Source organism: Alkaliphilus metalliredigens QYMF (genome assembly GCF_000016985.1).
In the GTDB taxonomy this organism is placed as follows: Bacteria; Bacillota; Clostridia; order Peptostreptococcales; family Natronincolaceae; genus Alkaliphilus_A; species Alkaliphilus_A metalliredigens.
In genome coordinates, this window is record NC_009633.1 from 2446879 (window position 1) to 2471660 (window position 24782).

The 24782-nt window shown below is 33.3% G+C and carries 34 protein-coding genes; 27 read left to right on the forward strand and 7 right to left on the reverse strand.

Annotated elements, in window-relative coordinates:
- Window positions 1-212: 212 nt before the first annotated feature.
- Window positions 213-1802, reverse strand: a complete 1590-nt coding sequence (locus AMET_RS11750; protein ID WP_012063506.1) for a recombinase family protein — start codon at window positions 1800-1802, stop codon at window positions 213-215.
- 652 nt (window positions 1803-2454) lie between these two features.
- On the opposite strand from AMET_RS11750, the gene AMET_RS11755 reads away from it, so the two are divergent.
- The 7 genes from AMET_RS11755 (at window position 2455) to AMET_RS11780 (ending at window position 11343) form a co-directional block, all read left to right on the forward strand.
- Window positions 2455-2826, forward strand: coding sequence for a hypothetical protein (locus AMET_RS11755; protein WP_012063507.1), 372 nt, complete (start codon window positions 2455-2457; stop codon window positions 2824-2826).
- Between the two features lie 340 nt (window positions 2827-3166).
- A complete protein-coding gene (locus tag AMET_RS11760) occupies window positions 3167-3802 on the forward strand; it encodes a hypothetical protein (RefSeq protein WP_012063508.1) in 636 nt (211 codons plus the stop codon).
- Between the two features lie 378 nt (window positions 3803-4180).
- Window positions 4181-4315 carry a hypothetical protein gene (locus AMET_RS26915; RefSeq protein ID WP_278184249.1) on the forward strand — a complete coding sequence of 45 codons (135 nt, stop codon included), beginning with the start codon at window positions 4181-4183 and terminating at the stop codon, window positions 4313-4315.
- A gap of 301 nt (window positions 4316-4616) precedes the next feature.
- The gene (locus tag AMET_RS11765) at window positions 4617-5417 is read left to right on the forward strand and encodes a hypothetical protein (protein WP_012063509.1); all 801 of its coding nucleotides are present in this window, start codon (window positions 4617-4619) and stop codon (window positions 5415-5417) included.
- A 633-nt stretch (window positions 5418-6050) separates the two neighbouring features.
- Window positions 6051-7361, forward strand: a complete 1311-nt coding sequence (locus tag AMET_RS11770) for a hypothetical protein (protein WP_157047238.1) — start codon at window positions 6051-6053, stop codon at window positions 7359-7361.
- Between the two features lie 533 nt (window positions 7362-7894).
- Window positions 7895-8983, forward strand: coding sequence for an AAA family ATPase (locus AMET_RS11775; RefSeq protein WP_012063511.1), 1089 nt, complete (start codon window positions 7895-7897; stop codon window positions 8981-8983).
- Between the two features lie 11 nt (window positions 8984-8994).
- Entirely contained in the window at window positions 8995-11343 is a 2349-nt protein-coding gene (locus AMET_RS11780; RefSeq protein WP_012063512.1) for a S8 family peptidase, read from the forward strand.
- 62 nt (window positions 11344-11405) lie between these two features.
- Here the strand turns inward: AMET_RS11780 and AMET_RS11785 are convergent, their stop codons facing one another.
- The 4 genes from AMET_RS11785 to AMET_RS24355 form a co-directional block, all read right to left on the reverse strand.
- On the reverse strand, window positions 11406-11858 hold the full coding sequence (locus AMET_RS11785) for a hypothetical protein (RefSeq protein WP_012063513.1): 453 nt from the start codon (window positions 11856-11858) through the stop codon (window positions 11406-11408).
- The gene (locus tag AMET_RS11790; RefSeq protein WP_157047239.1) at window positions 11851-12324 is read right to left on the reverse strand and encodes a hypothetical protein; all 474 of its coding nucleotides are present in this window, start codon (window positions 12322-12324) and stop codon (window positions 11851-11853) included. The genes AMET_RS11785 and AMET_RS11790 overlap by 8 nt, the downstream gene beginning before the upstream one ends.
- Window positions 12325-12560: 236 nt before the next feature.
- On the reverse strand, window positions 12561-13115 hold the full coding sequence (locus tag AMET_RS11795; RefSeq protein ID WP_012063515.1) for an ImmA/IrrE family metallo-endopeptidase: 555 nt from the start codon (window positions 13113-13115) through the stop codon (window positions 12561-12563).
- A gap of 11 nt (window positions 13116-13126) precedes the next feature.
- Window positions 13127-13810, reverse strand: coding sequence for a hypothetical protein (locus AMET_RS24355; RefSeq protein ID WP_012063516.1), 684 nt, complete (start codon window positions 13808-13810; stop codon window positions 13127-13129).
- A gap of 162 nt (window positions 13811-13972) precedes the next feature.
- Here AMET_RS24355 and AMET_RS11805 point away from each other — a divergent pair, with 162 nt between their 5' ends.
- From AMET_RS11805 to AMET_RS11865, 14 genes are all read left to right on the forward strand, one after another.
- A complete protein-coding gene (locus tag AMET_RS11805) occupies window positions 13973-14194 on the forward strand; it encodes a helix-turn-helix domain-containing protein (protein ID WP_041720729.1) in 222 nt (73 codons plus the stop codon).
- A 68-nt stretch (window positions 14195-14262) separates the two neighbouring features.
- Window positions 14263-14496 (forward strand): helix-turn-helix transcriptional regulator, encoded by a 234-nt coding sequence (locus tag AMET_RS11810; protein ID WP_041720731.1) that lies wholly within the window; start codon window positions 14263-14265, stop codon window positions 14494-14496.
- Window positions 14497-14558: 62 nt separating this feature from the next.
- Window positions 14559-14936, forward strand: coding sequence for a hypothetical protein (locus AMET_RS24360; RefSeq protein ID WP_049765250.1), 378 nt, complete (start codon window positions 14559-14561; stop codon window positions 14934-14936).
- A gap of 43 nt (window positions 14937-14979) precedes the next feature.
- Window positions 14980-15159 carry a hypothetical protein gene (locus tag AMET_RS11820; RefSeq protein WP_012063520.1) on the forward strand — a complete coding sequence of 60 codons (180 nt, stop codon included), beginning with the start codon at window positions 14980-14982 and terminating at the stop codon, window positions 15157-15159.
- Window positions 15160-15422: 263 nt separating this feature from the next.
- Window positions 15423-15692 (forward strand): helix-turn-helix domain-containing protein, encoded by a 270-nt coding sequence (locus AMET_RS11825; RefSeq protein WP_012063521.1) that lies wholly within the window; start codon window positions 15423-15425, stop codon window positions 15690-15692.
- A 14-nt stretch (window positions 15693-15706) separates the two neighbouring features.
- Window positions 15707-16087, forward strand: coding sequence for a YopX family protein (locus AMET_RS11830; protein ID WP_012063522.1), 381 nt, complete (start codon window positions 15707-15709; stop codon window positions 16085-16087).
- Window positions 16088-16287: 200 nt separating this feature from the next.
- Complete coding sequence (locus AMET_RS11835) at window positions 16288-16614, forward strand: hypothetical protein (RefSeq protein ID WP_012063524.1); 327 nt, start codon at window positions 16288-16290, stop codon at window positions 16612-16614.
- Between the two features lie 62 nt (window positions 16615-16676).
- Window positions 16677-17417: a DUF2303 family protein gene (locus AMET_RS11840; RefSeq protein ID WP_012063525.1), complete on the forward strand. Its 741-nt coding sequence runs from the start codon at window positions 16677-16679 to the stop codon at window positions 17415-17417.
- Window positions 17418-17554: 137 nt separating this feature from the next.
- Window positions 17555-18034 carry a hypothetical protein gene (locus AMET_RS11845; protein ID WP_012063526.1) on the forward strand — a complete coding sequence of 160 codons (480 nt, stop codon included), beginning with the start codon at window positions 17555-17557 and terminating at the stop codon, window positions 18032-18034.
- A 73-nt stretch (window positions 18035-18107) separates the two neighbouring features.
- Window positions 18108-18479: a hypothetical protein gene (locus AMET_RS24365; RefSeq protein ID WP_012063527.1), complete on the forward strand. Its 372-nt coding sequence runs from the start codon at window positions 18108-18110 to the stop codon at window positions 18477-18479.
- Window positions 18480-18489: 10 nt separating this feature from the next.
- Window positions 18490-18639 carry a hypothetical protein gene (locus AMET_RS25795; RefSeq protein WP_157047241.1) on the forward strand — a complete coding sequence of 50 codons (150 nt, stop codon included), beginning with the start codon at window positions 18490-18492 and terminating at the stop codon, window positions 18637-18639.
- Between the two features lie 117 nt (window positions 18640-18756).
- On the forward strand, window positions 18757-19053 hold the full coding sequence (locus AMET_RS11855) for a MazG-like family protein (RefSeq protein WP_242661283.1): 297 nt from the start codon (window positions 18757-18759) through the stop codon (window positions 19051-19053).
- A gap of 19 nt (window positions 19054-19072) precedes the next feature.
- Entirely contained in the window at window positions 19073-19294 is a 222-nt protein-coding gene (locus tag AMET_RS11860) for a hypothetical protein (protein ID WP_012063530.1), read from the forward strand.
- An 11-nt stretch (window positions 19295-19305) separates the two neighbouring features.
- Window positions 19306-19497, forward strand: coding sequence for a hypothetical protein (locus AMET_RS11865; RefSeq protein WP_012063531.1), 192 nt, complete (start codon window positions 19306-19308; stop codon window positions 19495-19497).
- A gap of 75 nt (window positions 19498-19572) precedes the next feature.
- Here the strand turns inward: AMET_RS11865 and AMET_RS11870 are convergent, their stop codons facing one another.
- On the reverse strand, window positions 19573-20013 hold the full coding sequence (locus tag AMET_RS11870; RefSeq protein ID WP_041720734.1) for a hypothetical protein: 441 nt from the start codon (window positions 20011-20013) through the stop codon (window positions 19573-19575).
- Window positions 20014-20163: 150 nt separating this feature from the next.
- Window positions 20164-20349 carry an alpha/beta-type small acid-soluble spore protein gene (locus AMET_RS11875; RefSeq protein WP_012063533.1) on the reverse strand — a complete coding sequence of 62 codons (186 nt, stop codon included), beginning with the start codon at window positions 20347-20349 and terminating at the stop codon, window positions 20164-20166.
- A gap of 535 nt (window positions 20350-20884) precedes the next feature.
- Between AMET_RS11875 and AMET_RS11880 the strand changes: the two genes are divergently transcribed.
- The 6 genes from AMET_RS11880 (at window position 20885) to AMET_RS11905 (ending at window position 24707) form a co-directional block, all read left to right on the forward strand.
- Window positions 20885-21358 carry a sigma factor gene (locus tag AMET_RS11880; protein WP_012063534.1) on the forward strand — a complete coding sequence of 158 codons (474 nt, stop codon included), beginning with the start codon at window positions 20885-20887 and terminating at the stop codon, window positions 21356-21358.
- Between the two features lie 98 nt (window positions 21359-21456).
- On the forward strand, window positions 21457-21666 hold the full coding sequence (locus AMET_RS11885; RefSeq protein WP_041720736.1) for a hypothetical protein: 210 nt from the start codon (window positions 21457-21459) through the stop codon (window positions 21664-21666).
- A 243-nt stretch (window positions 21667-21909) separates the two neighbouring features.
- Window positions 21910-22320, forward strand: a complete 411-nt coding sequence (locus tag AMET_RS11890; protein ID WP_041720738.1) for a peptidoglycan-binding protein — start codon at window positions 21910-21912, stop codon at window positions 22318-22320.
- A gap of 87 nt (window positions 22321-22407) precedes the next feature.
- Window positions 22408-23016, forward strand: a complete 609-nt coding sequence (locus tag AMET_RS11895; protein WP_012063536.1) for a tyrosine-type recombinase/integrase — start codon at window positions 22408-22410, stop codon at window positions 23014-23016.
- 358 nt (window positions 23017-23374) lie between these two features.
- The gene (gene terS, locus AMET_RS11900; protein ID WP_012063537.1) at window positions 23375-24025 is read left to right on the forward strand and encodes a phage terminase small subunit; all 651 of its coding nucleotides are present in this window, start codon (window positions 23375-23377) and stop codon (window positions 24023-24025) included.
- Between the two features lies 1 nt (window position 24026).
- The gene (locus tag AMET_RS11905; RefSeq protein WP_012063538.1) at window positions 24027-24707 is read left to right on the forward strand and encodes an HNH endonuclease family protein; all 681 of its coding nucleotides are present in this window, start codon (window positions 24027-24029) and stop codon (window positions 24705-24707) included.
- Window positions 24708-24782 lie beyond the last annotated feature (75 nt).

Below are 24782 nucleotides of genomic sequence, written 5' to 3' on the forward strand. Positions count from 1 at the left end.
ATCAATTTTATTAGAAATATATGCAAAATTATGATAAAAAAGACTCTTTACTAGCACCTAATTTAACAAATGATCATATTGTACAGTAAGTGAAGGTGTAAATAGCAAAGAATTTTTTAAAAACAATTAATGTAAAGGAGCTGAGAAAATTGACAGATAACAACAATACGATAGTAGCACCACTACAAATAGACGATGCTATATGTACGAAACTACTGAGTCTTTAAAACATCAATGATTAGTTCCTTACCATCCCACACCACCTTGTTTACAACGCTTTTCACAAGGTCTCTTTTCTTTTCATAAGGCACATGATCTATTGTGTCTCTAAAAATAATCAGTGCAGCTTTCAAGATTTCAATATTAAGTATCTCTGAAGGAGTTGTATCAATTTCAAGTTTGCGCTGTAACTCCGTATTGTCCTTCTCTAGCTTTTCCATCTCAGCAATGATGTATTTAGTCACCGTACTACTTTCATTCTCAGAGAGCTGCTTTACGAGGTTCTCAATAGCCTTCTGATTCTTCTCAATCTGCTTGTATATATCCTTCGATTGATTCTTCTTATTTCCAAGCTTCTTTTGCTGCTTATCTAACATCTCAAGTAATCCATTATCAATCATATATTTCAAAGTATCAATGACATCTTGATCAGTTTTTTCTCCTGGTAGATTAGGGCATTGACACTTTGACCCCTTGGATACTTCTTTAGTGTTGCACATATAATAGAATCTTCGCTTCCCAGTAGACTTTACCACGCGATCATATTTAATTTGCATATATGAGTCGCAGAAATTGCAACGAAGTATACCTGATAACATAGCTGCATAAGAAGTACCACGTCTAGGAGCCTTATCTCGATTCTTTCCAATTTGACTTTGCACCTGGATCCACTCCTTTCCTGGTATGATACCTTCATGTCTACCTATCGCAATAATCCACTCAGATGTATCTTTTAATCGAGGATATTTACCTTTCTTAATTTGTTGCTTATTATAAGCCATGATCCCGTGTGTACCATTCCATTCATTAGCAGGGTTAGCAATTTGAGCACCCAAGGAACTAAAATACTCATATGAGTACTTGTCAGCCTTAGCATATACAGGGTTAGTCAAAATGGATTTGACTGCATTTTTTCCAAAGAATTTTCCGTTCTTAGTTTTGAAATCTTGCTGATAAGAATAAGCTTCCACCTTTGACATGGAGCCAAGCTCCATGTACTTTTCAAATACTTCTTTCACAATCTCCAGCTCTTCATCAATAGGGGAGAGGGAGTAGAGCTTCCTTTCTTTATAGTTTTCATCAATAAAAACAACAGGTTCAGATCCAAAGCCAGTGGGCAGGTTACCACCTAACCATCTACCGGTCCTAGCAAGCTGATACATATTGTCTTTAATCCGTTCGGCAATTGTTTCACGCTCCAGCTGAGCGAAGACAGAAGCGATATATAACATAGCACGGCCCATGGGCGTAGAAGTGTCAAATTGCTCTTTAACAGATACAAAAGCAATGTTATTCTCTTCTAACATTTCTATGGTTCCTGCAAAGTCAGAGATATTTCTACTGATACGATCTAGACGATAGCATATCAGGACATCAAATTTTTTAGACTCAGCATCTTTAATTAACTTTTGAAACTGCGGACGATCAGTATCCCCACCTGAAAAGCCTTCATCCTCATAGACCATTATGCTAGATTCACCAAAATGCTTTTCTATATATTCCTTACAAGTAGTGATCTGGTTTTCTACAGAGTCACCTTTACCTGTGAATTTACTTTTTCTTGAATAGATTGCAATTTTCATTTGAGAGCCCCCAGTTAATTAGTTTTATATGGTTTATATTATAGCAAAAAAGAAAAAGTTTTTGAGAGATTAAATAATTATGCATGCCTACTATCCTAAATATACATAGTCCTAACGGGCTTTTATTAATGGATGAAACAAGTAATTTGTCGTATAGTGTCGGACGAATATATTGAAAAGAAGGCCTTTATGTTTGTGTGACTTGGTAAATATTGCTACAATAGAAACAAGCCTATTAATTAACTCATAAATCGACCAATATTGACAGAAAATTACTAATGGTATATTTGTACGATGGGAAGATGAACAACTAGATGGATTGTAATAAAACTTTAATAAGACTTATTAGGTATAGTACAAGACATTTAACATATAACTGAGTGTTTTGCAGATAAGTAAATAATACCGAACTTTAGTTCGTGAATACCACTGAAAATGACGTAAAAAGCGAACTTGATGTCGGTAATGAAACCTTATGTGCAATATATTACTAGTTAGTTGAAATCACAATATCGGGGTAGAGCGTTGGGTAATTAATTTGGCTGGTGCTGCTAAAAATTAGATGGACATTTGCTGTAAGAGTATCTTTGTTAAACTGCATAAGTTTAATATTATAAAGATAGCATGTATAAATTATTTAGGGGGTCATTAAGTGGATAGAACTATAAAGTGCACTGATTGTGGTGAATTGTTAAGTAACGAAAGTGATGCTTGTCAAAAGTGTCGTTCAAGTAAAAGGACTGTATGTATGGGTTTTTCAGATAAGGTAAGCTTTCATGAACAACTGCGTGGGAAAGCTAAAAAAGAAGGAACAAAAAAGCCAGTTAAGGAATTTATATATGGTGATGAGAAGAAAATATCAAATAATACATGGGTAGATAAAACTAGGATAATTGATAGAGAAAACAATCAATATGTTGAAATAATTAAAGATAAAGATACTGGTGAAATAATACATGAATGTAAAGAACCTTTGACAGATCATTTCAACCACGGTTCAGCGAAGTTTAAAAAACAAAAGTAATCTATATGCATATTAAATGTAGAATTATAAAACCTCTGTGATAATGACCCTATGTGGAATGATTATGTAAATACTATGGCAAATCATCGTTTTTTTAATGTACGATAGTAAAGGGGATAGGTTTGTGACATCAACTAACAGTGCATTGCCGGCTTCGCTGCGCTCCGACCCAAAGCTTTTCGCTGGGAGACAAGCTCCGCCAAGAGGTATTCCTTTTGGGTCCAGCTCAAAGGCTTCGGCAATGCGAAACGTTCTTGGCTATACAAATAGCATAGTGAGTGAGTAAGGAAAATGAATGAGTTAATGTTTCTAAAACAACCAATTTTATAAGGAGGCAGGTATGAAAAAAGTAAAGATATATAAAGGATATGATAGTTTTCAACAAAACCTAGATGGAACATATGTCTGTGGAGGAGCATACGATAGTTTCCAAGAGAATCCAGATGGAACATATGTCTGTGGAGGAGCATACGATAGTTTCCAAGAGAATCCAGATGGAACATATGTCTGTGGAGGGGCATACGATAGTTTCCAAGAGAATCCAGATGGAACATATGTCTGTGGAGGGGCATACGATAGTTTCCAAGAGAATCCAGATGGAACATATGTCTGTGGAGGGGCATACGACAGCTTCCAACAGAATCCAGATGGAACATATGTCTGTGGAGGGGCATACGACAGCTTTCAGCAGAATCCAGATGGTACATATGTTTTAGGAGGAGCATATGATAGTTTCCTACAGAATCCAGATGGTACATACGTCTGTGGAGGGGCATATGATAGTTTCCAACGGAATCCTGACGGCACATATGTTTGTGGAGGAGCATATGATAGTTTCCTACAGAATCCAGATGGTACATACGTCTGTGGAGGGGTATACGACAGCTTCCAAGAGAATCCAGATGGAACATATGTCTGTGGAGGAGCATATGATAGTTTTCAACGGAATCCTGACGGTACATATGTTTGCAGCTGATATACATAAAGATATCAAAAACTTTCGTAAGATACTGCACATAACAACGCATTTGGCGTAAAGGGCAAAGCTTCGGGGGTCTGGTTCGTTAGCGTCGCAAATGCAGAACGTTAGTGCGCCAAGTCAGGTAAGGTCTAACCAACCACCTGTATCAAGTGTTGCGTTGATACTGGCGACAATAAAGATGAAGCGACACCGAGAATCATATAGGCCATAGGGGAGACCGTAATCCCTGAAGCATATTCAGCCCCATAAATCGCGTACCTAGAAATAGGAAAATGCAGATGACGACGTGTTTTACGTCACGGAAGTCAATACAAAGGAATCGTTAATAGTGAGATTTTTGAGGGTCTGTCGGGGTCCTATAACATGGCATGTATGAAGAGAAATGTCAGGAACTTGGGAGGATCAGTAGGTTCTGTAGGTTCCAGTGATAAGCTGGTAGACCCATCCAACCGAAAAATAGGACGGTCGATGACATTACAGGGTTCGGATCAACCCATAGAACTCTGAGGTTGGGAAAGCCAACTACATGGGGAAGGAGTTGACAGGAATATGTACTTCGTAAAGGAAACATTAGCCGGGCATGTTGGGCTGGATAAACTAATGCAAACCTCACTGCGAGGAATAAGGCAGAAGGCAAAGTTAGAGTTTAAATATTAATTTGCTGGATTACGGAACTGGATATTTCTGAAGAGCCTGGTGCGTCAGGTAACTGGCGCTTCTACCGTGACGTCGACATTATATACTAGGTATTGATCTCTCAAAAGTATTTGAGTATATTAAACAATAATTTTTTTAGGGGTGATTATATATGGGAAAAGAAGTTATAGGAAGTAGGGCTAAATTTGTTATTAATGATAAGAATGATTGTATCATGTATCTGGGACATCTCTTAGAGTATGCAGTTAAGAAGAAGGAAGTATATTGGGAATTGATTCTAGAGTCAATTACTTATTATACTCATGAATTAGAACGTGCAGGAATTAAATTTAGTGGAGAAATTAGAATTGATGAAATTATTATGATTGAAGATAAAAAAATATTACATAGTAATATTGCTTTCAGTAAATTTAAATTATTTACATCTGCAATGAAATTAATAGAGAATGAAATTATTAATATAATTGGTGATTATAGTAAAGATAAACGCTCAATTTCTTATAACAATTATCTTAGTATCATTAAAAACGATAAAATTGGACAAGTAAAATTTCATCATAACCTAGAAAGAGATGAATTGATTAAGAAATATAAAGAACATAGAAACTATAATGCTCACTTTACAAGTGATAAATTATGTGAATGGATTGACTATAGAATTAAACAGTCTCAAGAATATGAAAATGTAAAATTTGAATTTGGAGATGATTTTAATATTTATGTATCAGATGAAATTCAGTTGGAATATTTGAGAACAGAATTAGTTAGACATATGAAAACGCATTTCGAATATGAAAAAGCAATTGATCATATTAAGCAAGATTTTCAATATTTAAATGGTAGAGATATTAAAATTAATGTAAAGAAAGTACCACTTGACAAGTCAGCTATACCGATTTCAGAGAATGGTTACTCTAGTCATCTGAGAAGCAATAATAGAGAAACAAAGTAGAGTGGAATCATATCTGAATAAAATATTAAACTTATAAGTGAAAAGATAAGATTAGCTATTTTCGTATAGAACATCTACTAACAGCATGTTCTAAACATTCATCAGTATTTAGAGAAAGGCTTCGTAACAGCTGATGAACGACGGGGACGGCAGAACGTTAGTGCACCAAGCAAAGGTGAATCGTACACAGAGAATCATATAGGCCATAGGGGAGACCATAATTCCTGAAGCATATTCAGCCTTGTAAGTCGTGGGTCTAGAAATAGACAAAATGCAGATGACGACGTGTTTAACGTCACGGAAGTCAATACAAAAGAATCGCTAAAGGTGAGATTCTTGAGGGTCTGTCGGGGTCCTATAACATGGCATGTATGAAGAAAAATGTCAGGTACTTGGGAGGATCTATAGGTTCCAACGATAAACTGGTAGACCCATCCAACCGAACATGTAGGACTGGGTAAACTAATGCAAACCTCACTGCGAGGAATAAGGCAGAAGGCAAAGAAGAATTGTCGGATTACGGAACTGAATATTTCTGAAAATCCCGGTGTGGTAGTTCCTCACGCCGGGATCTGGGCGGGGTGCGTCAGGTAACTGGCGCTTCTACCGTGACAGTGCCATTATGCATAGAATATGAATTTAAAAGGAGAAAAGGTCATGAACTCACTTGATATTTTTCAAGATGAAGAAATAGTTACTAGTTCTGTCATAAGTGAAGAGGTAATAAATCAATTAATCGAAAAATGTAAAGAATCAAGTATTGAATACTCTTATGTAAACAGTAATTTTATAATCATGTTGAGCTCTGGTAGGAGTAAGTATAAAATATTAATAGATAATATGAAGTATGCTTTAAATGTATTAGAAATTGATTTTAGTAAATATGTTGTACTACAAGATTATTTAGCAATATGCTCATATGAGAAGGGGACCATTGAAGCAATATTTGAACCAATTCATTTACCATATCATCTTCTTCTAAGAAAACTTTTTGATAATTATGAATCAACTGATGAGAAGATTAGGATAGTTCAGGAAACTGATATTGGTAATTTAGCTCTAGAAATTGGAAAGGTATCTAAAGAATTAGGTGTTATTTTTCATTCGCAGATTAGAAGGAATTTTATTTCTATTAAACTTAGTGGTTTAAATATTAAGCAACATAATAAGGCATTGGATATACTTAAAAAAGTTACTGATTCATTATTTTTTCAAATTGAATTAAGGTATAAGTTGCCTATTATTCTTTCTAAACAAAACAGTGGCATGGCTGGTGGGAGGTATTTTAAAGAAGTAAACGTTGAAGAGCTTAAATTCCCGAAAATTCAATATAACAGTGAAGCACTTTCATTATACTGGTATGCAAGAAGTGCTCGTAGGATGCCATTATTACAATATCTAGCATATTATCAATCTATAGAATATTATTTTCCATTGTACTCAGACATAGAAGCTAAAAAAACACTAAAAAATATGTTGATGAATCCCACTTTTAATGAACACAATGAAGCAGATTTGTCTAAAGTAATTGTTTCTATTAGAACAAAGTTGGGAGGGAAAGGATTTGCAAATGAAAGAACTCAGCTGCTATCGACTTTAAAGGAATGTATTAATCCTGATGAAATTCGTGACTTTTTAAAAAGTAGTTCTAAGAAAGAAGATTTTTTTTCATTGAAGAATGAACAAGGAAATATTGCTAAGAAACTTTCTAATGCAAAACTAACTGTTAACCAAGATGATACTGAAATAATAAACAATTTAAAGGAAAGGATTTATGATATTAGATGTAAGATTGTCCACACTAAAGCACTAAGTCAGGAGGATACAGTTGAATTGATTCTTCCGTTTTCTAAAGAAGCTGAAAATCTTGATTTTGATGTTGAATTATTAAAATTAATCTCACAACAAGTAATTATTACTAGTGGGAACCAATTATTACTTTAAGCGGTATCAATTTAGCTTATACGAGATGCAACATCACATTATGTTTAAAGTAGGTGCAAAAGTGTACGTTATGGGGGACAGGTCAGAGCATCACATCCCTTCACCGGGAGCGTAGCATGTATAATACTGACCTTGTGGTAATTAGAATGGAAGTATCGAGTCGAAAATAAACTTTAATATTCGACAAATAGTTCTGAAATAATAAGTAAGTGACTTGAATTAGGTGAGGAACGGGTGAACATTGAAAGAGAGTTATTATAGCTATGTCTATAAACGCATATTTATAGAAAATAAATGTAGATGAATTCAAGTATATAAAATAATTAAATATCAAAAAAACTTGGGGTAACTAGACATAAGTTAATGACTATTCTTATTAAATCGGATGCTAAGGTGATAAAATAGTATGAAATATTCTAATATAAAACTGATGAATAATACCTATTAGATAACGAAAAAGGACTATATGATAACAAAATACTTACTATTGATAACGAATTATGATATAATTCTACCAGTAGGAGGTGTTTTAAGTGAATACAGAAATTATTAAAATTATAGAAGGTAGTCTTAATAATGACAAACAGAAAGTAATATCATATGCAAAGGTTCTAGCTAATAATTTAGAACAAGAAGGAGAAGTGTTAGTAGCTAGAAAAATTAGAAAGATGATAGGGGATAAAGATATTCATCCGGTGTATTTAGATGATTTATTATCTAAGCCAGTAGATAAAGAGAGTAGAATGGATATTTTAGACGTAGAGGTTCCATCGGGAAACTTCCAAAGCTTAATTTTTTCATACAACTTAACTAAAGAGATTGATCAGTTCATTGCAATGGCAAAGAATAAAGAAAAGCTATACAGCTTTGGAATAGAATCACCACATTCTTTATTACTCTATGGTGTACCTGGTGGTGGAAAAACAAGTATTGCAAAGTATATATCTGAAAAAATGGAATTACCTTTAGTGACAGCTAGGTTAGATTCTCTAATTTCATCATTATTGGGGAGTACTGCTAAGAATATAAGGAGAATATTTGAATTTTCATCTAAACAACCGTGTATATTATTTTTAGATGAATTTGACGCAATAGCTAAAGCAAGAGATGATAAACACGAATTGGGAGAATTGAAAAGAGTTGTTAATACATTACTACAAAATATTGATGAATTTAACAATAACAATATTCTAATTGCAGCAACAAATCACCCTGATTTATTAGATTCAGCGATTTGGAGGAGATTCTCCACTGTAATAGAAGTGCCTGTACCAGCAGAAAATGAAATTAATGAACTTATAAAGAGATTTTTAGGTAATATGATGTATGATTTTCAAGATAATACTAAACTATTCAATAATATACAGGCATTACTAGAAGGATGTTCACCAGCTGATATAAAAAATATCTGCATTAACTGTATGAAAAAAACAATTATAAATGATAAACAACAGATAGAATATCAAGATTTGATATATGAGATATATTTATTTAAATATCATAATATAAGCGAACTCGAGTCCGTTGTAAAATTCATGAATGATAACGGAGTAGCTCAAATGAAAATTCACAAGGCGATAAATTTATCATTAAGACAGATTAGAAATATACTAAAAAAATAGGGGGGAGCTTGATGGGAAAAAGAAACCTACCAGTTAAATTGTTTGCTAAAAGAACGATAGACGATAGGTTGGTTGAAGCAGGGGGAAGTAAGAGTGAGCAAAAGTGGATTTTACATGGTCAAGAACTAAATAATAAAGTAATGGAATTACAGAAAGGTTTAGATAGCGTTGAAAAAGTATTAGAAAAAAGACAGAAAGAGAATAGTAATATTCCAGTGATAATTTCAGCAGAATTGCAGAATAAAGCTCTTGCAAAGACACATAGAAAAGTGATAAAAAGTTTATTTGATGTAAATAATAACACACAAAGTATTATTGGACTTAGAAATGATAATGAATTATTGGTTAGAGTTGATAAAAAAGAAGATATGAAGAAAATTCAAAGTAAAATAAAAGATTGTAACAGGAATGCTCATGCTATTTCAGCACTACAGGAAATAATGAGTTTTCAACCATATATAGAGTTACCTGAAAATCATGTGGATCCATTGAAAATTAAACTGATTAATTTTATGGATTCGGATATCAACAATGCTGTTGAACATGATTTTGAGCATTTGTGTAGTCGTAAACTAAATATTGAGTTTAAAAAAACTCAATATACAAAGAGTACAATTGTATATAAGATTATATTAGATCATATAGAAAAATTGAAGGATATAAAAGAATTTTCAGGTCTTTATTCAATCGAACCAATGCCAGAACATGATTTGTCACTAGAAGAAAATATTGATGATGATGACATCCCTATAAAAAAACCTGAGCCAAATATAGACTATCCTATAGTTGGTATATTAGATAGTGGAATTGGTCGAATTCCACATTTGAAACCGTGGCTGTTAGATGAAAAATTTTGTCCTTATCCAGAAGATGAAATTGATAATAAACATGGTACAGCAACTGCTGGAATCCTTTTATATAGTGATGAATTAGAAAAATCAGCTCAAACAGGGTTGTACGGGTGCAGAATTCTAGATGCTACAGTTTTTCCTAAAATAAATGAAGAACAGAAACTTGACCAAGATGAACTTCTTATTAATATCAAGGATGCAATAAAAAGACACCATAAAGAAGTGAAAATATGGAATCTATCTATAGGTACTAGAACAGAATGTAAAAATGACAGATTTTCAGATTTTGGTAAAGCATTAGATGAATTGGAAGATAAGTATAATATTATTATTTTCAAGTCAGTTGGTAATTGCAAGTCATTTTTAAATGGGAAACCCAAAAGTAGGATATCTGTTTCAGCAGATAGTGTTAGATCAATAGTTGTAGGGTCTATTGCTCATAAAAAACAAAGGTACGATTTAGCAGAAATAAATCACCCGTCCCCCTTCACAAGAACTGGGAGAGGGCCAGCACATATTATTAAACCGGATGTTGTTCATTTTGGCGGGAATGCTGGTGTGAAAGATAATAATATGACTACAACTGGGGTGAAAACTTTTTCGCCGACTGGAAAAGTATCATCTTTAATAGGGACAAGCTTTTCAACACCTAAGGTTACAGCAATAGCTGCAGGTTTATACCAAGAATTAGATGAAGACTTTGATCCGCTTTTGTTAAAAGGATTGATAATACATTCAGCTAATTATCCTATTGACTTGAAAATGTCAATGGATGACAAGGTAAATCAGTTAGGTTTCGGAAAACCTAAAACTACTACAGACATTTTGTATAATGCTCAAAATGAAATGACGTTAATAATGAGAGATAATATATCCAAAGGTCAATACATGGATATATTAGATTTTCCAATACCTGACTGTATGATAGAGAAGGGGTATTATACTGGACAAATAATTGTAACACTAGTATATAATCCTATTTTAGAGTCGTGGCAAGAAGGTGAATATTGTCAATCAAATGTGAACGTTATGTTAGGATCATATAACAATAGAGTTCATAGAGATACAAATAAGAAAACAATCAGAAATCCAATTGGAAGAGACGATACTACCCAAAATATTTTGACACGAAGTTTATATTCCCAAAAAGCAATTAACAACGAAAAGGGGGGATTTGGCGGCAGTGAAAGATTATTAATTCAGTATGGAGGCAAGTATCACCCTGTAAAAAAATATGCGATAGATTTAGCAGACTTTAAAATTACAGATAAAAGAAAATACTTAAGTGCACCCAGAAAATGGTTTCTAAAAGTTGAAAATTTATATAGAGACTATATTGAAGGTAAAGGTGTAGAGCTAAATCAGGAGTTTTGCCTATTAGTGACAATCAAGCACCCTAATCCAGAAAAAAATATTTACACTGAGGTTACAAAGTTACTAGATAGACATAACTTTTACCACTCAAATATTAAGTTGAAACATGAAGTAAAAGTACATACAGAACGATAATAGGGTTTTAAAAAGGAAATGTATATACAATACATTTCCTTTTTAGATTATATAACATTTAATTAATTGCTAAATAATGAGTCTAAAAAAACATCAACTGAGTTTAGTTTATCCTCAACTATAAAAGCCATTTGAGTTAACTCTTTTTGCAGTTCTGATAATGTATTTAATCTAACTATCCTAGAGTTTGAATTAATTTGAACACATAATACACGATAATCATTCTTAGAATAGCTGTTTGATTCAAGTGTGAAGTTATATAAATACATGTAGCCATTGTTTATAGAAGCAAAATAAGAAACCACTTGATTAAATTCAATTTTATCCACTATAGATCCAGATATAACTTTATCCTTTGTCAATTCTTTGAAGAGTTGCTTAAAATATGTTTCGTAATCAGAAGGTAAAATGTCGGTTACTGATTGTCCGTCAGAAAAGCGATGCCATTTCATGTCGCTGCTTTTAGTCCTTATAATTAATTCTGTTATAGTATTATATATTTTTTTATTATCCATTAAATTGTTCATCTCCTTTATATCTAGCTACAAAATAAGTTAATTCATTAGAAAGCGCTTCTACTATGTATTTGTCATATTCTTTTTGCAGCAAAAGATAATATAATTTTTTCTTGATAGTACTACTATTATATGTAGAAGATAGTAATTTTTTACATTTTTTTATTGTCTTTTTGTCTTTACTGTTTAGTATCTGACTACAATTTGAAAATATTTCTAAATTAGTATTGATTTGATTTCTAAGTTCTATTTTGATATCATCAGCAACTTCTAATTTGAAAAGACATTCTTCAAGGCTATTTAATAAATCATTTTTATTTTTATTGAAATTTTGCATGTTTTGAAATTTAATAACCTTGCTATCTATTTTTCGAGAAATTATGATTAACCATACTGAAAGCGATAATCCTAATATGCTACTAAAGGATGCTAACGCAATAGTTACTTCATTTTCTGCAATTGACAATATGGAGTCCACAAACATAAGTATAAAATCCCCCCTTTGTAGATTAAAGTACGTGCTACTTGTGTAGTTACTGTCTTATAATATTTCCTGCGAATTGTATTCTAAGGAAAACAGAATGTATTCATTTATATATAAAATAGTAAATTGGATAAACTCTCGATGGTGTTTTCTTGTCCTACTGCTGAAGCTACATATCGATCTTAATCATCAAATTATAATTATATTGTTTTATTCATTTAAAGCGACCCAACAGTCATAAATCCATAAGCCTGTCCATTATGATATGAAACCATATCTATATCTTGGCCCCAAATGAGGCTAAGTCTATATTTCATAAACTCTGGTGTTACAAAGAATACATCAGCCAACTCATCAATCATTGCATATGTATCGCTAGGAACAGATATATTTTTTATTATATGTATAGGGCAGAGTAGATACGCAGCCATTCTTTTAGCTTGGTTTTCTTGTTTATCTATAATTGTTGTATTGTCTATTTGATTTCCTAAGTGCAAGAGGGCATGGCAGAATTCTTCTGCAAGTTCTTGCCGTTCCTCTCTTGGAGGCAGTTGGCTATCAAGTAAAATAATTGCTTTGTTCTTCTTAATAATGGTTTTACTACCTTGGTTTAGATGAAACACCTTAATATTTCTGTATTGATCAAGTATGCAATATATGTTGGTTTCAAATGAATATTTTATTGTGTGTTTATCTAGAATAAAATTAGCTTTTTCTTCTAAATAGTTGATATTTGTTTGAGGTAAAATATGTGCTAATACTATTGTGAACATCCCCTTTGCAGCTATTCTTCATCCTCCCAATTATCAAACTGTTCTTTTACAAAGTCCCAGGTTTTGAGAAGCTGTTTTATTTTTTTCTTGGGAGCTCCCTTTAAATCGTGAAATAATACACTTATTTCAGGATCTTGTTTTATTTGTTTTAATATTTCTAACTCCTCAAGAGTGAACTCACTATGGGAAGTACTAAAGTCAGTATGCTTTTTAGGCTTGCTTGATTCATTATCTAGAACAGATAAGTCAATATAAAGCTCATCTGTTTTTTTGTCATGGGTTATTTTGTTTATGAAGTTTTGTAGAAATTGAGCTCGTTCTTTTTCATTTAATAAGTCGTAGAAACTTTTGATAGAAGGAAGGTTTTTATATTGTGATTTGTCTATTATCTCTTCTATACTTTCAAGAATTAAAGGTATAAACGAATCAAGCTTGTCTAAGTTTTCTTCGGTAATAGTATAAACATCTAGATGACCAGCAGCGATCATTAGTTCTTCATACTTTACATTGTTGTGCGCTTTAGTAGCTAACTTCTTTAAAATTTCGGGAGATGGTGGGTTTTTCCGTGTTTTATTGATTAATCTAGATAGATACCCAGCATCTACACCAGATGATAGGGCGTATTGATTTAATGATCTTTCTCCCTTGGCTTTTGTAAGTAAATTGGAAAGTTGTTCTTTGTCAAAAAGGTTCATTGGATTCCCTCCTTCATATATCATTTTATTTTAATTATTGCCTGTAGGCAATAACATTTTACTAAAAGAAAATTTTGTACAAAAAAAGTATTGCATGCAAACAACGAATATGCTATATTGTACATAAACAATATTGTTTACAAACAAACAAGAGGTGATTTGATGAAGGTGAATATGCAAGCTTTACAAACATTGATTAACGAAAAACAATGGACAATCTATAAGTTATCTCAAGTTATGGGATTAGATTATTCATATGTTTACAGGGTTTTCAATGAACAATCTAGACCAGGCTACAAGTTTATAGAAAAATTATTGAATATGTGCAATAAATTAGGTTTAGATCCAAACGATTATATTTTTTTTACACACCATTGTCTGTAAACAATTGCGTGTGAATTATTAATATCATATTTAGTATGCTAAAATGCAAATTGTTAGGAGGTGACAAAGTGAAAATATATGTTAAAAACAAGAATTCATTGTCATTATTACTACTTAAACTAGGATATTCTCAGAGATCTTTCGGTAGAAAAATAAAGATATCTGGAGGATATATGAATCAAATTATAAAAGGAGTGAGAAATCCAAGTGCTAAAGTAGCTAAAAACATTTGTGAAGGCTTAGAAACGTCATTTGATGAAATTTTCTTCGTAGGCAATGATTACAAAAGTAATGCAACGTAGTTTCACTTAAAATGAGACAAGCTTATAGAAGTTCTCTAAATAAGCTAAAAGGGAGTGGATTAATGTTTCAGAAAGAAGTTTTTAAAGAACTTATTCAAAAAAGCATTGGAGATGCAAACATAACTAAATTCTCAAAATTTAGCGGTGTTAATAGAACTTATTTATCAAAATTTTTAAACACAAAACTTCATAGTCCTCCCTCTCCTAATGTTATTAAAAGGATAGCTGAATCATCTCAAGCTAGAGTGTCTTATGAAGAACTTATGGAGGCTGGGGGGTATTTAGAAGTAAATATCAACACATTATTGACATCACAGGAATTATGGATTCTAAAAAGTTGTTTATCATGGTATATGCAATCGCGTAAGTGCACAGATCAAGAAGCATCCAAAGAAATGAATCATTTAATAGATAAAATGAACAAATTATGTGATGAATAGTACAATCCATTAATTACATAAATTTTACTATGGGGGTGGTGGTATGAAAACAAGAATTACAGTTGGTGGAGTCCCATGGGAAGAGCTAACGGAAGATCATCAACAAAGGGTTAAAGATTTTGTCACAGGACATGTTAGACGTATTGTATCAGAAGAAGTAAACAGCATGATTGAAAAAGGCAAATCAATGGAAGAGATTAAGAGGTTCTTAAAAATCAACTAATCGTAGGATGATAGCATTTTAACTATATAAATCTTTTTTAAAAAGATGAAAATTAGAAGGGAGGAACAACTTTGGTCAAGCTATTCCTAAGGATGATAAGTAATAGAAAATACAAAAGCAAGACTGTTTCAGATAAGATGATAAGAATGTGTTTAGGAAAGAGATATTAACTTGATAGCTTCTATATTTATTTTATCACTAAAAGCACGTACTTAATTTGTAAAATCGGCAAGTTGACAAATTGACAAAAGGAGGGGTTTTGAATGAATAGAGAGATAGGGCAAGTCCTTAGAGAGATCAGAATCGAGAAGGGGTTAGTCATGCGAGAAATATCTAGTGGGATTCATTTAGATGTGGGCAAGATTAGTAAAATCGAAACCGGAAGAGGGGAGCTGAATGATATGGAAGTACTAGCAAAATGGTCTGAACTTCTAAATTCAAAGGAACCAATGAAGATAGCATGTAAGACATGTCCATTATTTTCAAAGCTATATGGGAACTATCAATTCCAGGCAAGTACAATACTAAACTAAGGGGAGGGGAAGTTATGAGAGATTTACTTTACAGAGCATTTAATCCAGAGGAAGGCAAGATGTTTTACTTTGATTTAAGGCAGTACATGCAGCTGAGTGAATGCGGACAAGAAGATTTATGTCCATCACTACCAGTTGAAACCTTAGAAAGCTTGATGGAATTTACAGGACAAGCAGATTTTACAGAGGCAAAGATATTCGAAGAGGACATCATGCAGGGTCCAATAGATAAGGCATTGATTATTGTTAAGTGGGACAAGAGCCAGGGGCAATGGGTTAGTGTTAACTTAAATAATGGAGACAGCCTTCCACTATGGAGATTGACTAAATCATTTAAAGTGATTGGTAATTCTTACGAATCAAGTTTAGCAAAGGAATACAAAATCGCAAGATAGGGGGAAAGCAAATGAGAACATTTATTTTTACTGGGACTGTGAGAGAGCTAAGAGATTATCTTAAAAAATGGCAACAAAATAACCGACCAGCGGGAACTGAATCGGCTATTACATTGGGTTTTAAATAGACTGTTACTAGTATTATAGCATATTATTCCAACAAAAACACTTACAAAATATAAAAAAGGAGAGGATCGAAGATGGCAGGAGATTTTTCAGCTGAGCTTAATCTAGCAACTCTTATTAACGGTGAGCTTAACGATGAATTCAAATCACTTTATCAAGATGTACTCAAGTCACTTAAGAAAGGAGAGAAGGGGAAGGTAACAATCAATGTACACATCAATCGTATTCAAGACATGGACACCATGGTAGGCATAGAGTATGACATCAAGAGTCAAAAACCAACTAGAAGGAAATCTAGTATGGCCGTTATTAAAGATGTTGATGGCCAATTATCACTGATGACAGATAGGCCCAAGGAACCACTAGATAATATCACGATGTTAAAGCAAGCTAAAGAATAAAAGCAATATATGAAAATGGACAAGCATTACCCAATAAATCAAATGAGGGGGAATTATTAACAATGGAAAAGGCAACGAATACAACTAATGTGAAGGTAGAAGTAAAGGAAGGAACTGAAACACTAAAACTGATTCATGAACCAATGCAAACAAGAAAGATCCATGAATGGAATAAAAGGGATTATGACTTGGAATCATTGCAAGCAGTTATTGATTTAGTAGAGCGAAAAGGAACATTAGAAAATAGCATGATCTTCTATAGTACGTCTTCAATCAGAGTCATTTTAGATGATTCTATCCAGGATAGACCATTAGATCATGCAACATATAAATTCCAAATCTCTGATGAGCTACATAATTGGAAGCAAGTATTTGGACAAAGATTAAAGCAAAAGGAATTAGTAGATTTCTTAAAACGCCTGGACGATGATGAGGTTCAAAATCGAGAAGAACTAATCATGAATGTCCGTAAGCTGCAGGTCATGACAGAAATCAAAGGTGAATATAGATATGACGATGATGGCAATGTTTCAGTGATGTACAAAGAAAGCAATGGTAGAGAGGGCTTGATGGCACTTCCTAGATACATATTCATTACCCTACCAATCTTAAACGAGGGAGATCATAAACCAACATTAGAACTGGAATTAGAGTTAATCAAGCCAAAGGCAGAAGATGAAAAACCAGCTATCGTCATCACTTGCCCAAAGCTCAAAAAGCACATGGATGATGCAGTGAAGTGTGAGATTGATAAGTTGAAATCAGCATTACCTGAACACCTAATCATAGCTGGAAGAGACTAATAGTAGAAGAGGCGTATCTAATGCGCCTCTCCTATCAATGCCATAAGAACAAGAAACGATTGATGACTGAATCGGCTATCAGATAGGGTTTTAAATTACTGTTATTAATATCATGGAATATTTCGAGGGGGATAGATATGGCTGTTTATAGACAAATTCAGATTAGCTTCTGGCAAGATGACTTCATTCTTGATTTAACTCCAGAAGAAAAATACTTTTATATATATTTAATGACCAATTCTAAAACAAGCCAATGTGGCATTTATGAACTTCCTAAAAAAGTGATTGAGTTTGAAACGGGATACAACAGAGAAACAGTAGAAAAGCTCATTAATCGTTTTATAGACTATGGGAAAGTTCTATACTGTGATGACGCTAATGAGATTATGATCTTAAATTGGATCAAGCATAACTCAAACCCTTCACACAAGGTAGTTACACGTATCAAAAAAGAATTGCAAGAAATAAAAAGTGGGGAATTTGTTGAGAAATTTTATACCCTATGTATAGGGTATCCATACCCTATGTATAGGGTATGGATACCCCATCGATACTCAGCCACAAAAAGAAAAAGAAAAAGAAGAAGAAAAAGAATTAAAGAAAGATATACCCAATAATTCATTGTCAAAGGGAAACCCCAAAATCCCCTTTGACGATATCGTATCCACCTACAACAAAACATGCACTTCTATGCCTAAAGTGACTAAAGCAACGAAGAAAAGGCAAGGGCTCATGCGAAGCAGATGGAAGAGTAATCCTGATATAACTGTATTCGAGAGATTATTTGCCATGGCTGAAGCCAGTGATTTCTTAAGTGGCAGAAATGGAAAATGGACAAATTGCAACTTTGACTGGCTTTTGAACGAGGATAATATGATCAAGACCCTTGAGGGCAGCTATGAAAATAAGGAAAGTCCAAAGTCTAAAGTCAACAATAGAGAGGCACTAAAAACTAAATTTCATTTAGCCGAGAGTAGGGGAAAGGGCTACTCAAATAATGATCTGGAAAATATGCTTTTAAATAAAAATAAACAGGGTGTGGTGAAGAACAATGTTACATAATGGGAGGCTGTTGGGGAAAGAGCAGTTAGATCCACTTATTGATAACTTTTTAGCTTTTTATATTTCCATCGTCAAAGGTTACACACCAGATAAAAGCCTAGCAAAGATGGGAATCTACAAAGCTCATAATAGTCCATCCAAGAAGGTGAAAATGAATTAATGATGGATAGGAGAATATGGTGTAAGACTAGAAAAATAGCTGAGTTAGTGATAGATCATGGAGCTGGCTTAACTGAGGTGATCAATGAAGAATTGAGTGCTATGAGATCAGAGGGGGATGATGAATGTGACTGTCAAAATGCCTGTATTAGCCAAAGATCATTCGTGGGTTAGACATAGATTGAAACTTCATGAAGAGCATGATGAACTTCAACAAGCAATATTTGGAGTAAAGGATAATATAGGGCATGTAGCTGCAGAAGCTCTTGATACAATTCAAGTTTGCATAGGCATATTGGACAAGGTGGAAGAAGAAGTTCCAGGAATGGTGAAAAAAGAAATATTCAATCACAATCGAAAGCTATTGGAGAGAGGCTGGAAGGTGAAGAAGGTTATACAAATTACAGAAGATTAATAAAAGGTGGGGTGATCAGATGGATATTGGAAACCTGGTTAATGTATCTGACATCAAAAGCGATTTATATTGTAAAACCGGTGAGATTCTTTACGTAGATCAAAACAAGCGAAAAGCTTTAGTGATGTTTAAGCTTTTGGTCAAAGTAGCAGGATGCTATGAGTTTAGATGTGTAGCAGACTTATTTGAATTTCATCAACTCTATGAAATCAAAAACATCAAGAGAAGACAGGTAGGATAGGGGGACATACAATGCAGAAGAAGTCAGAGGTTGAGAGTGGAAAAAAGGATATGCTAGGGCATCAAATGAAAGACTTTATTGATGGGGTGCTTGAAAGAGCAGAAGAAGATAGAAAGCTAGATCATATTAATATTTCAATCAGCAATCACAATGGGGCCCTTCAAATGGACTATACATTTAGGGATAGGAAGAAGGCTTATTAGTACGATTGTTTTAGATAATGCGACTTAATATATCGGTTTTAAATATTGAAAAGGAGGTAATTGATTTATTATTTATCATTTATCATACCATCTCTGGTAAAGATAAATAATTGGAACAAAACCTAACAGTAAGAGATAAAGTCCGAAATTACCCATGTTAACCATTTGATAGAGTCCAAATTTTTCAAAAATAAAAGGACTGATTATAAATGCTTGAATTGCATCTATAATTATATTAGTACCAAAAAACAACCATTTATTTTGGTAAGTATAATAAAACACAAGTATTGTAATTACAGGAAGTAATCCATAGTTAAAAGCTGAAATATTAGTAAGGAAAAATAAATTGTTTGTTATTTCCCACCAGTTCCAGATTTCAGCAACTTGCCAAAAAATTGAAGTTAATACTATAGTGAAGAAAGCAACTGAAAGAAAGTGTTTTACTCGTTTTAAATCTAAGAAAAATAGTACAAACCAAGGAGCTATAAGTGTTATCCATAATAGTAATTGCGTCATATTAGGTAGCCTCCAAAGAATCTTTTTAAGTATCATCCTACAATCAAAACCAATTTATACATAAATAAGGTTATTATCATTACACATTTCAATAACTATGCAAAGTAGCCATGGATGAAAAAAGGAGTTATATTAACTCCTTCAAGCATATTATTTGTTTTTATAACTATCTATTAGTTGTCTTTCGCCCATTTCAACTAGTTTTCTTACAACATATCCAGTATGATTTGAAGCAAGAGCTCTTGGGTCATCAACACCAAACTCTTGAGCAGTTTCCATTTTGAATTTTTCAAAAGCTTGACGAGCTTCAGGCACAACAAGTTTATTTCTAGCCAATACTCTTCACTCCTTTTAATGATTTAATATTACCTTCGTAGTATATAGGATGCGAAAAATGGAAAACAAATATACTAAGCAGAAATTGTAATTAGAGTAATTTCATAAAAAAAAGGTACGGTCAGAAATCATATTGCATATACTGAAACAAAGATAATAAGTTGGGAGGATATAAGGGTGAGGTGTCAAAATTGCGAATGTAATATTTACTCTCAAAGGCTGTCTGAAAGTAAGTGCAAAACTTGTGGAGAAGTGATTATATCACCACACAAACCAGGTGCTCTGTATTGTGGACCATGTGCTACGGAAAATGAGTTGTGTCAGCAATGTGGCAAGAAAAAATGCAATGAGCAAACATCGAAGTGCTTTGAGTTGGTGACATAGCATAAACTGTATCAATCATTGAATAAGTAGACAGAATTATTTTATCAAATTAATAAGCATGAGTCCTACTGGACATCCAGCGGACACTACTGAGCTATAGAAATATAGTTTAGTGGTGTCTTTTTAATTAATGTAAAAGGAGGCACAAGGGATGAATTATTACAAATCAACAGAAAAGTTTTTATATAATTATAATGCATTGAAAGCATGTATTGAAAATATGCAGTGTGAGTTGGAAGAGATGGGAGAAGGAAATCACATTGGTATTCGAGGGCTATCGGTGAAAGAAAAAACAAGTACTACTTTTGAATTTAATTCAATGACGGAAAATGAAGCAATTAATAGCATAGAACGAAAGGATTTATTAATAAGTCGCATTCATTCTATCAAGCGAAAGATTACTAGAATTGACCGAGCCATAGAATCCATTGATCAAAATGAAAGAGAGATAATTGAAAAAAGATACCTTATGGGAAAACAGTGGTGGGAAATTGCTTATGAAGTAAAATTTAGTGAAAGACATTGCAAACGTATAAGAAATGAGGCCATTGAAAAAATAGCTGTGGCATTGTTTGGAGAAGATGTCCTTTTTACGTCCCTTTTTAGTGAGAAAAATGTTATATAATAATAGTGTGGTCTTTTATAAAACAGCGACAAGTAATTTTTGATAACCCTGCTAGGTACTCTAATGGGGTTTTCTCATGGCCAAATGAGGTGAGCATAATGGAGAAGTACAGAGTAAAAGCAAAATTTCATAAAAGAGAAATAGTTTGTATTTCTCAAATTCTGTGTTCAGATTGTCCAGAGAGTAATAATTGTCAAGACATAGATATTTTTATAGAACAGAAATATCAAGGGGTACGAGATTGTATGAGTCACGATAGTCATGAGAAAAGAAATGGTAAGCTCAAACAAAGAAGATGGGGAAAGTAGAGAAAAATAATTTGCTTTAAAACGTAATCTAAATGTAACAGACATAATAATATAATGATGATAAAATAATAACAAACAGACATATCTTATTTCCCCTTATAAATAAGATATATGATAAACCCTGCTAGGTAAACTAGTGGGGTTTTCTTGTGCAAGAAAAGAATTTGTCTATATTTGATATCGAAAATTAGAGGATAACTCTTTTCTATGTGGAATCTTGACTATAGAAAGGGTGGTGGAATAATGAAAAAACGGATTATTTCAATTTTACTAATTTTGATTTTATTAGGAGTCAATGTTACAGCATATGCACATTCAGGGAGAACCGATTCAAGTGGAGGACATAGAGATAATAAAAATGCAAGCGGACTTGGGAGTTATCACTATCACTGTGGAGGCCATCCTGCGCATTTACACAAAAATGGTGTGTGTCCTTATAAGACAACAAAGTCAACAGCGACTGGGACATCTACCACAAAGTCAACATCAATGACGATCCAAAGCAAATTAAATAGTCTTGGATATGATTGTGGTGTTGTTGATGGCATTATGGGTTTAAAAACAAAGGCAGCTATAAAAGCATTCCAGAAGGATAATGATCTAACTGTTGATGGAATAGTCGGACCACAAACGAGGAAAGCATTAGAAATATAAAGACATTATTAAGGATGGAAACAACATGGGATAAGGAGCCACTAGGCTCTTTTCTTTTGCGTAAAAATATGAAGGTAGGTGGTGATAGTGGCTAAAAAGAAGCCTGCCAATCCTATAAAAGGGAAAGAAGCAGTATTAGATATTCAGGACTATTTGAAGTGTACAGGCCAAAGAGACTATGTGCTGTTCGTTCTTGGTATAGCCACAGGATACAGAGCAGGGGATATTGTAAAGCTAAAGGTAAGAGACATCAAGGCATCATTAGAAAATGGATATTTTGAGATTTTAGAAGGTAAGAAAGTAAACAGTAAAAACATAAGAAAAGAGAATATTAAGCCACGAATTGTGAAAGTGATAAAGAATCTTGAGATATTGTTAAGAAAGTATATCAAGGGCAAAAAAGATTATGAGTATCTATTTCAATCAAGAAAAGGTAAAAACAGGAGTATTCATGTTAGTACTGTAAGTAGAATCTTGAAAGCAGCTGGGGAAGAGTTTGGGCTTAAAAACATTACGGCACATTCAATGAGAAAGACCTTTGCATACTCGATTTACGTTGAAAGTGAGTATGACATTACACTGGTGAAAGAAATGCTAGGTCATGGCAGCATAGAAGAAACAAAATGTTACTTAGGTTTAGATCGAGAAACATATGATAAATACAGTGACTCTCTTAATGATTTGATTAGATTATAGAGGAGTCTTTTTTATTTTTTTGTTATCGAATGTTCTATTTTTTGGTGGGTGAACATTGGAGTGTAAAAATAGAGGTATATAAGAAGTAGAAAAAATTATATTTGAATGTGCGATTCCCTATGAAAATAAGACATTCAAAAATAGGGTTAAAAACCAATTAAACCATTGTCATATCAAAGGTCACAAAAGAAATGTATATAAATTGGTTCACGACTAAAATGGAATTTATCTTATTTTAGGGGGTTGTAGACCCGAAAACAACTCAATTCATCCCTTTCTAATAATTAATAAATACTGATTTATAGGGGGGCATTAAGATAAAAAAATAAATCTTATTTTTATTTAGGGGGATTTTGCTATGGGAAGACAGAGAAGTCCCAATAGAGATAAAGCTTATGAAGTCTATAAAGAGAAAAACGGGAAGATAACATCCAAGGAAATAGCAGAGATGCTAAAAGAGAAACTGACGAATATAAATAGCTGGAGAGTTCAAGATAAGTGGAAAAAAAAGTTAAGTGGTGTTGGCGCTCCTGAGGGGAATAAAAATGCAGTAGGAAATAAAGGTGGAGCTCCTGAAAAGAATTATAATAGCTTAAAGCATGGACAATACACAAAGCGAATACCTTTTCACGTTAAAACGATTATGGAAGAATTAGATATCGAAGACCCATTGGAAAAGCTTTGGAGAACTATTTGTCTGCATGAAGCTAGAATCATCTACATGCAAGAAATTATGCATGTTAGAGACAAGGATGATATGACAAAGGTTATTAAAAAGACTAGTGAAGGTAAAGGCGGTTCTTCTAAGGAATATGAAATACAATTTGCTTGGGATAAGGAAGCCAACTTAATTAATACTCAATCAAAAGCTGTACTTGCATTAGCTAAGCTAATTAAACAATATGATGAAATGATTCATGCTAATTGGGAGACGGTTACAGAAGATCAGAAGTTAAGAGTTGAAAGATTAAAGATTCAAATAGATAATGAAAAGTTAAAGGCGTGGTAATATGGCGAAGCATGCAATACTGAAAACCTTTTATGCCAGTGGTAAATGGAGAAAGCTCAGGCTAATGTTGATAAATGACAGAGGTCCATACTGCGAACAATGTGGAGACTTAATTACAGAGTCAATCAATATTATCGCTCATCATAAAATTGAGTTAACACCTGAGAATGTTAAAGATTATAATATAAGCCTTAATCCTGATTTAATAGAACTAGTATGCTTTGATTGTCACAACAAAGAGCATAAGAGATATGGGTACAATCAAAAACATGTATATATAGTCTATGGACCACCTTTATCCGGGAAACATACTTTTGTAAAGCACAATATGAAAAGAGGAGATATCGTGGTTGATATGGACATGCTTTATGCTGCTGTATCCGGTTTACCTGGCTATGACAAACCAGATAAGTTATTCAGCAATGTAATTGGGATACACAATCTGTTAATAGATCACATCAAGACACGGTATGGTAAATGGAATAATGCCTGGGTGATTGGTGGGTATGCTGATAAACATAAGCGAGATAAGCTATCAAATGATCTTGGAGCTGAACTTGTATACTGTGACATGACTCAAGAAGAGTGCTTTGAACGTTTACTGATTGATGAAGATCGTAAGTACAGACAAGAAGAATGGAAGAGCTATATAGTAAAGTGGTTTAATACCTATACAGTATAAGCCCCCCCATTTTTGCGAAAAGAGCTTAATCTAAATGACCGTGGTAAAACCCTTATTTGCACACAAACCTAAAAT

Bases quoted from the DNA above. Each gene is read 5' to 3' on its own strand.
- AMET_RS11795 (WP_012063515.1), bottom strand. From the start codon at position 13,115: ATGTTCACAATAGTATTAGCACATATTTTACCTCAAACAAATATCAAC.
- AMET_RS11770 (WP_157047238.1), top strand. From the start codon at position 6,051: ATGAATTTAAAAGGAGAAAAGGTCATGAACTCACTTGATATTTTTCAA.
- AMET_RS11905 (WP_012063538.1), top strand. From the start codon at position 24,027: ATGGCGAAGCATGCAATACTGAAAACCTTTTATGCCAGTGGTAAATGG.
- AMET_RS11765 (WP_012063509.1), top strand. From the start codon at position 4,617: ATGGGAAAAGAAGTTATAGGAAGTAGGGCTAAATTTGTTATTAATGAT.
- AMET_RS11855 (WP_242661283.1), top strand. From the start codon at position 18,757: ATGATGAATGTGACTGTCAAAATGCCTGTATTAGCCAAAGATCATTCG.
- AMET_RS11820 (WP_012063520.1), top strand. From the start codon at position 14,980: ATGAAAACAAGAATTACAGTTGGTGGAGTCCCATGGGAAGAGCTAACG.
- AMET_RS11840 (WP_012063525.1), top strand. From the start codon at position 16,677: ATGGAAAAGGCAACGAATACAACTAATGTGAAGGTAGAAGTAAAGGAA.
- terS (WP_012063537.1), top strand. From the start codon at position 23,375: ATGGGAAGACAGAGAAGTCCCAATAGAGATAAAGCTTATGAAGTCTAT.
- AMET_RS11870 (WP_041720734.1), bottom strand. From the start codon at position 20,013: ATGACGCAATTACTATTATGGATAACACTTATAGCTCCTTGGTTTGTA.
- AMET_RS11835 (WP_012063524.1), top strand. From the start codon at position 16,288: ATGGCAGGAGATTTTTCAGCTGAGCTTAATCTAGCAACTCTTATTAAC.
- AMET_RS24355 (WP_012063516.1), bottom strand. From the start codon at position 13,810: ATGAACCTTTTTGACAAAGAACAACTTTCCAATTTACTTACAAAAGCC.
- AMET_RS11805 (WP_041720729.1), top strand. From the start codon at position 13,973: ATGAAGGTGAATATGCAAGCTTTACAAACATTGATTAACGAAAAACAA.
- AMET_RS11880 (WP_012063534.1), top strand. From the start codon at position 20,885: ATGAATTATTACAAATCAACAGAAAAGTTTTTATATAATTATAATGCA.
- AMET_RS11860 (WP_012063530.1), top strand. From the start codon at position 19,073: ATGGATATTGGAAACCTGGTTAATGTATCTGACATCAAAAGCGATTTA.
- AMET_RS24365 (WP_012063527.1), top strand. From the start codon at position 18,108: ATGCCTAAAGTGACTAAAGCAACGAAGAAAAGGCAAGGGCTCATGCGA.
- AMET_RS11890 (WP_041720738.1), top strand. From the start codon at position 21,910: ATGAAAAAACGGATTATTTCAATTTTACTAATTTTGATTTTATTAGGA.
- AMET_RS11885 (WP_041720736.1), top strand. From the start codon at position 21,457: ATGGAGAAGTACAGAGTAAAAGCAAAATTTCATAAAAGAGAAATAGTT.
- AMET_RS11760 (WP_012063508.1), top strand. From the start codon at position 3,167: ATGAAAAAAGTAAAGATATATAAAGGATATGATAGTTTTCAACAAAAC.
- AMET_RS11750 (WP_012063506.1), bottom strand. From the start codon at position 1,802: ATGAAAATTGCAATCTATTCAAGAAAAAGTAAATTCACAGGTAAAGGT.
- AMET_RS11825 (WP_012063521.1), top strand. From the start codon at position 15,423: ATGAATAGAGAGATAGGGCAAGTCCTTAGAGAGATCAGAATCGAGAAG.
- AMET_RS11780 (WP_012063512.1), top strand. From the start codon at position 8,995: ATGGGAAAAAGAAACCTACCAGTTAAATTGTTTGCTAAAAGAACGATA.
- AMET_RS11830 (WP_012063522.1), top strand. From the start codon at position 15,707: ATGAGAGATTTACTTTACAGAGCATTTAATCCAGAGGAAGGCAAGATG.
- AMET_RS26915 (WP_278184249.1), top strand. From the start codon at position 4,181: ATGAAGAGAAATGTCAGGAACTTGGGAGGATCAGTAGGTTCTGTAGGT.
- AMET_RS24360 (WP_049765250.1), top strand. From the start codon at position 14,559: ATGTTTCAGAAAGAAGTTTTTAAAGAACTTATTCAAAAAAGCATTGGA.
- AMET_RS11865 (WP_012063531.1), top strand. From the start codon at position 19,306: ATGCAGAAGAAGTCAGAGGTTGAGAGTGGAAAAAAGGATATGCTAGGG.
- AMET_RS11785 (WP_012063513.1), bottom strand. From the start codon at position 11,858: ATGGATAATAAAAAAATATATAATACTATAACAGAATTAATTATAAGG.
- AMET_RS11845 (WP_012063526.1), top strand. From the start codon at position 17,555: ATGGCTGTTTATAGACAAATTCAGATTAGCTTCTGGCAAGATGACTTC.